The sequence below is a fragment of the Nitrincola tapanii genome (genome assembly GCF_008368715.1).
In the GTDB taxonomy this organism is placed as follows: domain Bacteria; phylum Pseudomonadota; class Gammaproteobacteria; order Pseudomonadales; family Balneatricaceae; genus Nitrincola; species Nitrincola tapanii.
Map to the genome: position 1 here is coordinate 268772 of NZ_SMRS01000004.1, position 13576 is coordinate 282347.

Below are 13576 nucleotides of genomic sequence, written 5' to 3' on the forward strand. Positions count from 1 at the left end.
AGAAGGGTGATCCCTTTCTGTTTAAGCCACACTTGTTCTTTTAGTGCACCCTCTAGGTAGGAACACCCAGATGTCTACAAAATATCTTAAACGCTTTTTTAAACCTCGCTCGATCGCTGTGTTTGGTGCTTCGGAGCGTGTTGACAGTCTGGGAGGCTTGGTGCTGCGTAACCTGCTGGAAAGTGGCTTTAAAGGCCCCTTGATGGCGGTGAATACTAAGGGCTATGAACAGGTGTATGGCGTGACCGCTTATTCTTCCTTATCGGCGTTACCCGAGATGCCGGATCTAGCGATTATCTGCACTCCACCCGATACAGTTGCCGATTTAGTGCGACGTTTAGGCACCCATATGGTACGTGCGGCCATGATTCTGACCGGCGGCTTGTCGATGAACAATCCGATGACGCACAGCAGCCTGCGTGAAGAAGTCAAAGAGGCTGCGCGTTCTTATGGCATTCGTATTTTGGGGCCGGATTGCATGGGGATGTTGGTACCGGGTTCTCATATGAATGCCAGTTTTGCCCACACGAATATTCGTAAAGGGCGTGTAGCCTACGTGGGCCAATCGGGTTTGATTGGCACAGCGATGATTGACTGGGCGAATGGTCAGGAGATCGGCTTTTCACACTTTCTCACGCTGGGCGATGGCATCGATGTCGATCTCCCCTCCATTATTGATTATCTAGCGTCTGATCCGGCTACCCATGCGATTCTGTTGCAAATGGATCGTGTGATCGGCCCGGCACGCAACTTTATTTCTGCTTTACGCGCAGCTTCACGTAATAAATTGGTGCTGGTGCTGAAGTCTGGAATCATCGCCGATGGGCGTATGCAGCCACAGTTGGCCGAAGGCATTGGTCATGAAGATTTAGTCTACGATGCAGCCTTGCGCCGTGCCGGTGTGGTGCGTGTGGATACCTCAGATCAGTTGTTTAATGCGTTGGAAACCCTGACACGGATGAAGCCGATGCGTGGCGAGCGTTTGGCGGTGTTGTGCAATGGTATGGGGCCTAATGCTCTGGCGAATGATCGTTTGCAAGCAAAACAGGGACAGTTAGCGGAGTTGACCGAAGCGACGCTTGAGGCGTTAGCGCCTTTATTGCCCAAGCATTGGAATCGTCGCAACCCTGTGGATTTGAATGTCGATGCCACCCCCGAGCGTTATGCACAAGCGATCAGTATTCTCAGCAAAGATCCGAATGTGGATGCCATCTTATCTATCCATGCACCAACTTGTATGGCACCGGGCGTGGATACCGCCGAAGCCGTAGTCAAAGTGGCACGCAGTACGCCGCGAAATTTACTGTCTTGCTGGATGGGGCGTGAATCGGCTATTGCGGCACGAAATCGCTGCAATAGCGCAGGTATTTCAACTTTTTTGACTCCTGAAGAAGCGATCGATGCTTTTATGCATATGGTGGATTATCACCGTAACCAGAATGCGATGCGACAAACTCCAGCACCCTATCAGATCAGTAATGCGCCGAATCGAGAAAAGGCGCGTGATTTGATTCGAGGTGTTCGGGACTCAGGTCGTGACTATTTATTGCATACTGAAGCCTGTGATCTCCTCGATCTTTACGAGATTCCGACGTCTAACACGCACTATGCTGAAGACATAGACGGAGTGGTGAGTATTGCCAGTCAACTTGGTGGCTCAGTCGCAGTGAAAGCTCTGCATTTGGGCAATATGTATCCGTTTTACTATGAAAAAGCCGGGCATCTACGTAAGTTTGATATGGCTTTGGATCTGTTTTCGATGCAAGAAGTACGTCATTCCACCACCAAGCTGGCGTATCGTGTCAGCGAACGTTATCCACCTGAGGCACTTTTGGGGTTTGCTGTACAGCAGATGAAGCGAGGTTTCCAATCCTTACAGATCAATCTGGGTATCACCCGTGATCCGGTGTTTGGCCCCCTGGTTTTTTTCGGGGTGGGGGGCTATGTGGTGGATGCTTTGGCTGATCGGAATCTGATGTTGCCTCCTTTGAACTCCGCACTGGCGTTAAAGCTGGTGAAGGGCTCGCGTGTCTACCGTATCATCACAGAGAACTCCTACCGTCCTGAGCAGGATGTTAAAAATCTCTGTGACCTACTGATTAATCTGGGGCAAATGGCGGTTGAATTGCCCGAGTTAAAAGCTTTGGAGATTAACCCCTTGCTGCTCAACAAACGCGGTTTGTTGGCAGTGGATGTGAGTGTGTCCCTAGGTGAAGCGGTTGAGCTTTCGGTCTCTCCCTACCCTGAGCGCCTCACAGAATACATACGCCTGAAAAAATCGGGGCGCCCTGCGGTACTCCGCGCGATACGGGGTGAGGATGAACCTGCTCATCTTGAGTTTTATAATCAACTCTCACCGGAATCCATACGTCTACGCTATTTCTACAGTCGTGGTATTCCAACCCATCAAGAGTTAGCGAACTGGACTCAGATCGACTATGACCGTGAAATGGCGCTTATCGTCACCGCCCCTAAATTGAATGGGCAGGGTTATGAAACCCTGGGAGTGGTGCGCGCCGTGACCGATGCGGATAACATCCGTGCCGAATTCTCGATCGTGATTCGTGATGATCTCCAGGGGGAGGGGTTAGGTGTCATGTTGATGGAAAAAATCATCGCCTATTGTCGAGATCGTGGCACCCTGATGATTTGTGGTTCCACGCTGCCTTCCAATAAAGGCATGCAAGCCTTGGCCAAACGTTTAGGCTTTATAAACAGCTACAATGCGGAAGAAGATGTCGTGGATATGCGTTTAATGCTGCATGAACCGACCGAGGATTGGCAGATTCTGCGCTTGCACCATTAAAGTCAAAGTCGAATATAAAGAGATATCAACCGAAGAGAGAGGAGGGCTAAATTGTCTCTTCGGTTGTTTTGCGTACTCAGATGAGAGGCTCAGATTCAAGATGCAATTAATGCTAATGCGAATTCGGGCAAAAGAGCTCACGTAGGGTGTGGATCAAACGAATCGCTTTATCACCACGCAGTGAATAATAAATGGTTTGAGACTCTCTACGAGTCGTCACTAAGCCATCCCGGCGTAACACCGCGAGATGTTGGGAGAGAGCAGATTGACTCAGATCCAAGCAGCTGTTCAGCTCACTGACCGATAACTCTTTACCGTCTAGGTGGCAGAGAATTAATAAGCGGCTGTCATTGCCAAGCGTTTTTAGAAAGCGTACCGCTTCGGCAGCGTTTTGCTTCATCAGATCGATCTGTTCAACGCCAGCCTGGGCATCGGCGTTGAGGGATGGAGTCGAGAGTGTCTGGGCCAAGGCGGTATCGTCCTGTTTCACTAAGTCATGCTAGGATATATTGTATAGCAACTACCCGATGAGAGAAGTGGCTGCTTTATAATAAAAAAGTATGTCTCTATTTCATTCTGGTGACAGACTTCAGCAAATTAAATGGGTGGAGTTCAAACAGGATGAGTGAATGCGCCTAACTAAAGCTCTGGGAATGAGCTGGCTGCTGGTCCTGATCAGCATTTTCTTTCTTTTCTCTACAGGTACGGCGACCAGTCGTGTCTCAGTTGATTTTGCCCGCTTTCAGCAACTCATGGAAAGCCGTTACGGTGGTCAAAAGGCCCAGGTCGCAAGAGCTTGGGAAGCGATGTTGCGTGAGATTGCCAACTTGCCGGATGAGCAGAAGGTGGTGCGAGTCAATCAATTTGTACACCAGAACGTTCGTTATCGAACCGATATTCGTCTCTGGGGCGTGGAGGATTATTGGGCCACACCTATGGAAACCTTCGGCAAGGGTTTTGGTGATTGTGAAGATTATGCAATTGCCAAATATATTAGTCTGCGTCAAGCCGGTATCAGTGACCAGAATTTACGTTTGATCTACGTGCGTGCGCGAACGGGGGGCGCACGCAGTTCGGTCACTGAAGCACACATGGTTCTGGGTTACTATGCCACACCCACCTCAGAACCTTTAATTTTGGATAGTTTGATTTCGAATGTCTTGCCGGCCTCACAGCGGCCAGATTTATCACCTGTATTCAGCTTTAACAGTCAGGGGCTTTGGGCAGGTAATGCTGTGAACCCCCAAGCCAGCTCGACGGCACGTTTGTCACGTTGGCGTGATGTGTTAGATCGTATACAACAGGAAGGAGTAAGTTGGTGAGTATCAATTCCCTAGAGGAGGCTTGGCCATGTCTCTTATAAAGCAGCTTTGGATGGCTGTTGCTATCTTAATGACCTTGGCATTCTTAAGTAGTTTTTCGATTAGTACCTACAGCGCAAGGGAGTATTTTGAGGAGCAATTGCGCCTGAAAAATATTGATAATGCCAACTCACTTGCGCTAACGCTGTCGCAAATCGAAAAAGACCTGGTGACGGTTGAGTTGTTGATTTCAGCACAGTTTGACACCGGACATTATCAGCGTATCGAATTAATTGATCCAGAAGGCACGCCCTATCAACGTAAGCTCTATGAAGGGCGTGATGAGCAGCAGGTGCCGGATTGGTTTAGACGCTTAGCGCCTTTAGAGGTCGCGCCCGGTGTAGCCCAGGTTCAAGATGGCTGGCATCAGTTTGGAACACTTTATGTCGAGAGCCACACACGTTTTGCTTACGATGCGCTTTGGGCGACAACACGGGAGCTGTTTTTGTGGTTTTTGGTCGTCGCACTGGGTTGTGGTGCTCTGGGCACTTTGATTCTGAAATGGATCACCCGCCCTCTGGATGATGTGGTCGTTCAGGCAGAAGCTATCGGTGGGCGGCGGTTTATTACATCGGACGAGCCTCGCACCCTGGAGTTTGGTCGTGTGGTTCGGGCAATGAATATTTTGTCGGATCGTATACGACAGATGCTGGAAACCGAAACGCAGCGTTTGGAAGAGATGCGTTACAAGCATCAACATGATGCGCTCACTGGCTTGGCTAATCGTGAGTACTTTATTAGTCAGCTGGACTCGGTATTGAGTGATCCCGACGATGCGCGACGCCATGCCTTGATTCTGTTGAGGGTAGTGCATCTGGCCGAGATCAATCGTGATCTGGGTCATCAGTCCACCGATGCATTACTCAAACAGCTGGCGCAGTCATTGCAGAATTTAATGCAGGTGTATCCTGAAAAGGCTTCGGCCAGTCATGCCGGGCGCTTGAATGGTAGCGACTTTGTACTCCTGTTGCAGGATGTCAGTGATCTACCGCTGATCAGTGATGTTTTGTTGCAGGCGATGCAAACCTTAGGGGCCGAATATGCAGAGCGCGTAGCATTAATTTTACCCCATGCGGCAAGTTATTTTCACAGTGGTGAAAGCCGTGGTGCTTTGATGATGCGTTTAGACAGTCTGCTGGCCAGTGCGGAACAGCGCAATAGCATTTGTGCCGAGTTGGCTGTCCAGCCACAGTTAGCTGAACCGGAATTTCTGAATGCAGAGGCGTGGCGTGAGGCGATTCAAACGGCTTTGCAAAACCAAGGTGTGCGTGCCGTTTATTTTCCTGTGATGGGCATGGATCAGCATCCTTTACATGAAGAGGCGATGATGCGTTTGCGCATCCATGATGAGCTGAGATCTGCGGGCAGCTTTATGCCTTGGGCGCGCCGCTTGGGGATCTTACCGAGCTTGGATCTGGCGATGGTGCGTTATCTGTTAGAGCACTTGGCAGAATCCAATGCCCCTAAAGAGCTAGCCGTTAACCTTTCGATCGAAACACTTTTAGATCCTGCTGCACGTCATCAACTCTGGACACTTTTACGACAGATGTCGCAGATGGCACATTACCTTTGGTTTGAGGTTCCAGAGCATGCCGTCGTTCAGCATCTACAGGCGTATCGAGAGTTTTGTGAACTCATGAAACCCCTCGGCTGTAAGTTAGGCTTGGAAAAAGCAGGAGCTGGTTTTGCTCAGATTGGGCATCTGCAAGAATTGGGTTTGGACTATTTAAAAGTGGACGCGGCCTTTATCCGCTCTCTAGAACATAATGCCGCCAATCAAAGCTTCCTGCGCGGTTTGTGTACACTTGGGCATTCCATTGGCCTGCAACTGATTGCGGAAGGTGTGGAGCATCCACGCGAAAGAGAGCTGTTAAAAGAGATCGGGTTCGATGGTTTGACGGGGCCAGGGGTCAGACGCTAAGCGCCTGCCCCTTTTTGACGAAGGGATGATTTTGATTTAAGGCAGATGTACCATCTCTTCGTCACTGTCTTCTGCGAACAACTTTAAGCTGTGATTATGCTTACGCAGCGTCTGACGTTTCATCAGTTTTTGCTGAGCCGCTTTGGGGAGATCTGTAAATTGAATCACGCCCTTATCGGTGAGCAAGTCAATCAAATCTTCTACAACACGAATCAATTCAGTATCTGAAGATTTTAGGGCTTCGATGGAGGCACTTAAGGCTTCATTTTGTGGATGCAAAAAACTCTGTAGTTCGTCTGAGGCATCGCTAATTTCTTCACTGCAATCCTCTGATCGATCACGGCTAACCGCGATAATCTGGCCTTGCGTGTCGCGTTTGATAAACATGCTGCAACTCCTTTTATGAGGATTTACCACGAACGGCCAGCATTAAGTGCATACGATCTCTGACGCCAAGCTTGTCAAAAATGTTACTTAAATGTGCCTTGACGGTGCGCTCCGTGATTTGCAACTGTTTTGCGACCTCTTTATTGCTGGCGCCTGCCACCACGGCTTCTGTGACTTCACGTTCGCGTTCGGTCAGATTTGAAAGATCTGCCGGTTGCGTTTGACGTTTTTCCAATAGGCTGGAAATGATGCCGATCACACTGGTGACTAAAGGAGCGGGTAACCAGAGCGCCCCCTCATTGACGGTTTTGGCCACTTGGCTGAGAATTTCGGTGTTGGATAAGGCATCCACATAACCGCGGGCACCGGCCATGAGGGCAGATCTGAGCTCCTCAAGGTCGGCCACTCGGGTCATCGCAATCACTTTGCAGCCGCTACGGCTATAGAAACGTATGGTTTCTTCCCAATCGGGTAGCCCGGTGAGGACCCAGATCAATTGCTGCGCTTCAGCAGGGAGGTGTTGATCCGTGACCTGAGCATTCGGAAACGCTTTACTCCAACGTGCGATCAGGAAACCTGGTTCTGTAATAAAAAGAGGGGAGGTGTTCATCGTTCTGTCATCGCCTGAGAAGTGGCCCGTAATACCGGTTTTAACAGATACTCCAGGACTGTTTTCTTGCCAGTCAGAATATCCACCTGGGTGGTCATACCTGGAATGATGGGTAAATCATTACCAAAGTCAGACGTAAGGGTTCGCAGTCGAACTAAGTAATAGGTGTTATCACGTTCATCCGTAATCGTATCGGCACTGATGTGTTGTACCTCTGCTTCTAAACCGCCGTAGATGGCAAAATCATAAGCCGTAAACTTGATCATTGCTTGCTGGCCTGGGCGCAAGAAAGCGATATCTTTAGGCGCGATACGCGCTTCAATAATCAGTTGGTCATCCAGAGGAATGATTTCCACGACCTCGCGGCCTGGAGTGACGACTCCACCAATCGTATTCACAAATAGACGTTGAACTGTGCCACGTACAGGGGAGCGAATGTCGGTTTGCTTGACGCGATCTGCCAACCCCGTTTCGGCTTCGCTCAGGGCATCTAAGCGCGAGCGTGAATCAGAAAGCTGCGTACGCCAGCGGTTCATGACATTTAATTCAACTTCACGAATTTTGTTCCGTGCTTCCTCTATCGCCGCTTCGCTACGACTGATAACGGCTTCCGCTCGGTTCAACTCTCCCCGTGCATTAGACACCTCGCGCTCCAAACGAATAATATCCACATCTGAAACAGCACCGGAGCGCAACAGTGGACGCGTGACTTGGAGTTCGCGAGAACTCAAGGCTAGGCTGCTGGCATGTTGTGCTCGAGCCGCACGCGCTTCCCGTAGATCTTGCTCGCGCTGTTCCATCTGACGTTGGAGAACGGCAATCTGCTCGCTGAGTTCTTCTAGATTGGCTTGGTAGAGGCGTAGTTCATGCGCAACTATTTCTGGGGCCTCACTTTGTAGCTCTTCAGGAAAATTGGGTTCAGTGCCACTGGTGAGTGCACGCAAGCGTGCCACTTCAGCGCTAAGAGAGAGAAATTGGGCACGACTTTCACGAAGGCTGGAGACAAAACGTGTGGGATCGATGCGTAAAAGCAGGTCGCCCGCATCCACCACTTGACCTTCGCGTACCAAAATCTGCTCGACGATCCCTCCATCCAAGGATTGAACGACTTGCAATTGTTGTGACGGGATCACACGACCGTCTCCACGTGCGACTTCATCTAAGGGGGCATGGGCTGACCAAGCAATTAACGCGACGAGTGCTAAAAACATGACATAAAGTAAACGCCGAGCATGTACGGGTTCTTGCTGGATACGTGCCCACTCTGCATCAATGACCCAATCACGATTCGCTGGGGTGCGTAGCCAGCGACCGAAGAGACGATCCATAAAAGGCGTGCCGTGTGCACCAACCGCTTGCGAAATCTGGCCGACCTGCTCAAAGCCTCGTTGTTCTAAGGTTTTTTTCTCGGTGTTATCGCTCATTAAGAGGCACTCCCGACACGACCCTGGCGTAGGGCTTCCATAACATCGGCTTTTGGACCATCGGCGACAATACGGCCGCCATCAATAATGATGATTCGATCGGCTAAAGCAAGCACAGAACTACGGTGCGTAATGACAAAAAGTGTTTTGCCTTTAGCGTAGTTGGCTAGGTTTTTGAGAATTGAATCTTCGCTGGAGTGGTCTAATGAGCCGGTGGGTTCATCCAGTAATAAAATGGGTGGATCATTAATTAAGGCTCGGGCGATTGCAATTGCTTGGCGTTGGCCACCGGAGAGGAGTTGTCCACGTTCACCCACCTGCATATCAAAACCTGAAGGGTGCGTATTAATAAAACTAGCCAATCCACTGATGTTAGCGGCTTGTAGGATTTGTGCATCATCGGCCTGCGGTGATCCCGTGATAATGTTGTCTCTTAAGGAGCCAAAAAAAAGAGAAATATCTTGCGGGACATAACCTATAGATCGGCGCAGCTCTGAGGGATCGAGTTGTCCTGTATCGACCCCATCGATTAGAACGGAACCTGATTCAGGTGAATAGAGACCTAAAATGAGTTTTTCTAGAGTACTTTTGCCTGATCCATTGCGTCCGAGGATGGCGACGTGCTCACCTGCTTGGATTTTGAAGCTGACATTGTTCAGTGCTTGGCGTTCTTGATCAGGATAGCGGAAATTGACATTGCGAAATTCAATCTCACCGGAAAAACTTGGACGGCTTATCCAGTGTTTATCATCCGGGCGCTCAATAGGACGCTCCATGATTTCATTCAAAGACTGCATAGAGGTCGCAGCATGGTGGTATTGCGCTAAGAGCCCTGCGGCTTGGCTGATAGGGGCCATCGCTCGTGAAGAGAGTAGGTAGGCAGCGATCAAACCACCCTGCGTCAGCTCACCTTCAATAATTAAATACACCCCAATAATAATAATGGCGATCGCTACCGTGTGTTGAGTCCACATGGCGCCATTGGTAATAGATGAAGAAATTAAACGCATCTGTGCAGCGGTGCGTGTCAGAAACACGGTAGTGCGCTCCCAAATACCCTGAATACGGCTTTCCGCTCCAAAACTTTTAAGGGTTTCCAGGTTAGAAAGGCTTTCAATCAAGGTGGCGTTGCGCATGGCTCCGGCACGCATCGAGGTTTCAGATAAACTGTGCATCTTGCTCTGAGCCATCATGGCATAAATCAGAACCAAGATTGCCCCTGCCAAGATCGGGAGCACGAGCATCCAGTTGATGATCGCTATCACCGTTGCAAACAAGAAAACGAAGGGTAGATCGACCAGGGAGACGATGGTTAAGGAACCAATGAAACTGCGCACAGATTCAAAAGATTGGATATTTGCAGCAAAAGACCCGGCGGATGCAGGTCGATTGGCCATCTTCATCCCCAATACCCGCTCCATGATCGATGAGGAAAGTTTGACATCGGCACGACTCGCGCCCAAGTCGACAAACCAACTGCGCATTAAACGTAAAACCAGATCAGCACAGAGGACAATAAACACCCCGGCGGAGAGGACCCAAAGGGTATCGGTCGCATGGTTGGGTACGACGCGGTCATAAACGTTCATGACAAAGAGCGGCATGGCCACGGCAAATAGGTTGATCATGATGGCTGCCAACAACACATCACGATACAGACGCCGATTTTCGGCAATCACTCCCCAGAACCAATGACGATCCCGAAGTTTTTTAATTTCAGGCGCACGCTGATCAAAACGGAACTCAGGGCGGACATACAAAGTGCGTCCGGTATAGCGCGAGTTCAAGGTTTCAAGATCAACTTCCACCTCGGTATCGCTGAGTTCAGGATAGACAAGAGTTGCTTTACCTGATTGACGATCAAGATCCGTTAGGACACACGCCTGCTCATCCTGGAGAAGTAGAATGGCGGGTAACAGATCGGGATTTAAATGTTGAATAGGTTGAGCAGCAATCCGTGTGGCAAAGCCGGCACGCTTGGCGGCACGGGAAAAAACCGAGGGTGTTAATACACCATCGATGAGCGGTAAGCCGGAAAGAGCAGATTCACGAGAAAGTTTGCGGTCATGAAATCGGCATAAAATAAGCAGACATTCAGTGAGCGCACCACCGTTTTTTTCGGAATAATCAGACGTCGACATGAAGAACCCATGAGGTAGGCGTCAGACCTCCCATCAGGAGGTCTGACGAAGACTAAACTAGGCGAAACTCACTGATCACCTAGTGAATGACTAACGTAGTCCGGTGCGGGTCAGCGCATCATTCACATCGTAATTAGGACAAGCCGTTTCAGCATCAACGATCATGGGCTCAGCACCCAAGTCAGCCAGATTAGGCAAACCGTCACGTACGATGTTCAACGCAGGCAGCAACTGACCCATCGCCGTTAAGGTGCGGCCTGAGGCAATGCTACGATCATACATGGCATTTACATAAGCACGACTTGCTTGGAAATATTCGTTTTCTGAATCTAGGACGTCAAGCAGTGTTCTTTGACCTATATCAAACTGATCCTTATAAGCGGTACGGACACGATCAGATGAAATGCGGTGTTGATTCAGAACAGGGAGTTGCTCATCGAGTTTACGAATATCGTTGAAAGCGATCTGCAACGTCTGACGCATATCGACACAGGCTTTATCACGCAGGCCTTTGGCTTGATTTACGTTGTCATAGGCACGACGTAAGGTTGCTTGATCACGGCCACCATTGTAGAGGTTGTATTTAAATTCCAAAGCAATACGGCCATCGTCACGGCGATTGCTGAAGCCCTGATCATCCGTATCCTGAGTACCGTAGCGCGCGGTCAGGTTAAGACGCGGACGGAAGTTAGATTTCTCTGTATTCACGGCAGATTGTGAAGCTTCAATGTTACGCAAGGCCGCATGGAAAGAAGGGCTTCCCTGATAAGCCAGTTGTAAGGCTTCACGGATGTTTGCCGGAATCTTACTGTCATCTAAAGTCGCGGGTGCCATATTAACGGGAGGCAGTTCACCAACGATACGTAGGTAACGTGCGCTGACGTCATGCAGGTTGGAAATATCCGTCAGGAGGTTGGATTCAGACAAAGATAAGCGGCCTGTGATCTGCTCGAGATCAGCACGGCGAGCGACACCGGCTAGGGCACTCTCTTCAATCTGATTAAACACGGCGATGTGTTCTTCTAGGTTTTCTTCGGATAGGCGTACCAATTCACGGAAGCGCATCACATCTTCATAGGCATTCATGGCAGCTAAAGCGGTGCCTTCAACTGCTTCCATGAGTTCAAAGTAACGCACGAGTTGTGCATTGCTGAAGCGCTCAACTTCGCTGCGTGTGCGGAAACCATCATAGAGCATTTGCGTTAAGCTGATCTGAGCGGCACCACCACTAAACTCTTTTTTACCTGTGTAACCTGGGCCTGAGCGCCACTCATGACCGTAACCTGCGGTAAAATCAATCACCGGGCGATAACCTGCGCGCTGGGCATCAACATCATGGCCAGCACCGCTAAAGGCGTACCAAGTGGCTTGAACTTCAGGGTTAGATTCAATCGCTTGTTTAGCGACGTCGGAGAGAGTCACGGTTGTCAGCTGAGCGAAGGCTTGCAAAGGCAACAAGCAAGCACTTGCAATCAGAACGGGCAACAGTTTTTGAGTGAGTTTTGTGTTCATATCCCTAGTGTCCACATTGATGAGTAAAGTATGTTGTTATTGTACATAAAATAGACTAATACCTTTCGGTTGGCAAAAGGCTATGCTATCTATTTGGTATTAGTCTCTATGGGTAAGTGTACCTCAGTCCAATAGCCATGCAAAAAGAAAGTGAAATCTCGTGACTTAACATGAGCCGTGTAAGATAGCACCCTGAATCTTAGGCCTGTTTTGTTTTACACGTTCTCATTGCGATCTGTACGAAGGGTGTTTTTTGACTTAGATCAAATTATATCTTTTTTACAATTTATTTAGTTATACCCTGTCCATGAGTCCAATAGGCAGTAGAAGCATCCCACCTATACTCAACTGTAGAAATAAACGAGTTAATAGCTACTGGTTTGTTATAAATCCAAGAATTAAGACAAGGAAATAGCAATGAGCACTGTAATCGCTGTTGTAACTCAAGTAACGGGACAGGTTTGGGCCAGGGGTGTAGATGGATCTATGCGTGCAATCGAGGTGGGTGAAGCACTCCTTCAGGGCGAAACACTCATCACGGAGGCAGGTGCTAATGTTGTTTTGGATTTTGGAAACGGCGAGCTTTTCCAGTTGGCAGGTGAACAAAGTCTCTTGATGACTCCCAATGTGTCAGCGGGTACTGAACCTCAAGTTACAGAAAGTATGTTGATGGATCCAAGTGTGGCGGATGTGTTGGCTGCATTAGAGGGTGAAGGTGATCTGCTTGAGGAGCTAGAAGCTCCTGCTGCTGGAACAGATGGAGCACCGGATGGAGGTGGTAGTTCTTTTGTTCGTCTAACTCGTATCTCGGAATCTGTAGATCCACTGGCCTATAGTTTTGATCCTACCTCAGAGCCAGGTTTTGAAGCTCCAATCGGAGAGGGGGGCGCTTTAGACGAGCTTTCACCTCCAGTGGTAGCAACCATTTCATTGACACTCATTGAATTAGATGAAGATGGAATTCCTCTTTTAAATGAGAGTGGTGGCTTCATCCTTGTGGATGGAGATTCAGTCATTGAAGGCACACCAGTAGGCGTTTTGGCTAGTGTTGATATTCCGCCATCTGGCTCGCCTCTTGTGATTCAATTAGGTGACGGATTAGGTGAAATTATCATCCCGGTAGGTGGTACATCAGGTTTTACTCCAATAGAAATTCGACCTGATGATGTTTACATTCAGGATGACGATTTAATTGGCGTAGTCATCGAAAGTGCTACAGGCGGTGGTTATGATCAAATAAATACATCTGCTGAAAGTGACCTGGTTGTGGTTGATGATGAAGACACTGTGACGGTCAGCATCACCTCCGATGGTGATGTTACGGAAGCGGAACCGATCGCCTTTACCGTGAGTGTCAGCGAAGCCTTGGATCGAGATTTAACCGTGACGTTATCGACGGGTGATCAGGTGGTGA

The 13576-nt window shown here is 49.2% G+C and carries 10 protein-coding genes; 4 read left to right on the forward strand and 6 right to left on the reverse strand.

The window, feature by feature from the left end:
- The first annotated feature begins 70 nt into the window (after window positions 1-70).
- Window positions 71-2806, forward strand: a complete 2736-nt coding sequence (locus E1H14_RS07095; protein WP_149390761.1) for a bifunctional acetate--CoA ligase family protein/GNAT family N-acetyltransferase — start codon at window positions 71-73, stop codon at window positions 2804-2806.
- A 112-nt stretch (window positions 2807-2918) separates the two neighbouring features.
- On the opposite strand, the gene E1H14_RS07100 is transcribed toward E1H14_RS07095, so the two are convergent.
- A complete protein-coding gene (locus E1H14_RS07100; protein WP_149390777.1) occupies window positions 2919-3206 on the reverse strand; it encodes an ArsR/SmtB family transcription factor in 288 nt (95 codons plus the stop codon).
- 229 nt (window positions 3207-3435) lie between these two features.
- On the opposite strand from E1H14_RS07100, the gene E1H14_RS07105 reads away from it, so the two are divergent.
- Both E1H14_RS07105 and E1H14_RS07110 read left to right on the forward strand, forming a co-directional pair.
- Window positions 3436-4128: a transglutaminase-like cysteine peptidase gene (locus E1H14_RS07105; protein WP_149390762.1), complete on the forward strand. Its 693-nt coding sequence runs from the start codon at window positions 3436-3438 to the stop codon at window positions 4126-4128.
- Window positions 4129-4156: 28 nt separating this feature from the next.
- Entirely contained in the window at window positions 4157-6088 is a 1932-nt protein-coding gene (locus tag E1H14_RS07110; protein ID WP_149390763.1) for a bifunctional diguanylate cyclase/phosphodiesterase, read from the forward strand.
- 36 nt (window positions 6089-6124) lie between these two features.
- Here the strand turns inward: E1H14_RS07110 and E1H14_RS07115 are convergent, their stop codons facing one another.
- The 5 genes from E1H14_RS07115 to E1H14_RS07135 form a co-directional block, all read right to left on the reverse strand.
- On the reverse strand, window positions 6125-6475 hold the full coding sequence (locus E1H14_RS07115) for a tryptophan synthase subunit beta like protein (RefSeq protein WP_149390764.1): 351 nt from the start codon (window positions 6473-6475) through the stop codon (window positions 6125-6127).
- A 13-nt stretch (window positions 6476-6488) separates the two neighbouring features.
- Window positions 6489-7085, reverse strand: a complete 597-nt coding sequence (locus E1H14_RS13155) for a response regulator transcription factor (RefSeq protein WP_200834054.1) — start codon at window positions 7083-7085, stop codon at window positions 6489-6491.
- Entirely contained in the window at window positions 7082-8509 is a 1428-nt protein-coding gene (locus tag E1H14_RS07125; protein WP_149390765.1) for an HlyD family type I secretion periplasmic adaptor subunit, read from the reverse strand. Before E1H14_RS07125 ends, E1H14_RS13155 begins: the two co-directional genes overlap by 4 nt.
- Window positions 8509-10650, reverse strand: coding sequence for a type I secretion system permease/ATPase (locus E1H14_RS07130; protein ID WP_149390766.1), 2142 nt, complete (start codon window positions 10648-10650; stop codon window positions 8509-8511). The genes E1H14_RS07125 and E1H14_RS07130 overlap by 1 nt, the downstream gene beginning before the upstream one ends.
- Window positions 10651-10740: 90 nt before the next feature.
- Window positions 10741-12162, reverse strand: a complete 1422-nt coding sequence (locus E1H14_RS07135; RefSeq protein ID WP_149390767.1) for a TolC family outer membrane protein — start codon at window positions 12160-12162, stop codon at window positions 10741-10743.
- 417 nt (window positions 12163-12579) lie between these two features.
- Between E1H14_RS07135 and E1H14_RS07140 the strand changes: the two genes are divergently transcribed.
- A partial coding sequence (locus E1H14_RS07140) for a retention module-containing protein (protein WP_149390768.1) occupies window positions 12580-13576 on the forward strand: 997 nt, incomplete at its 3' end.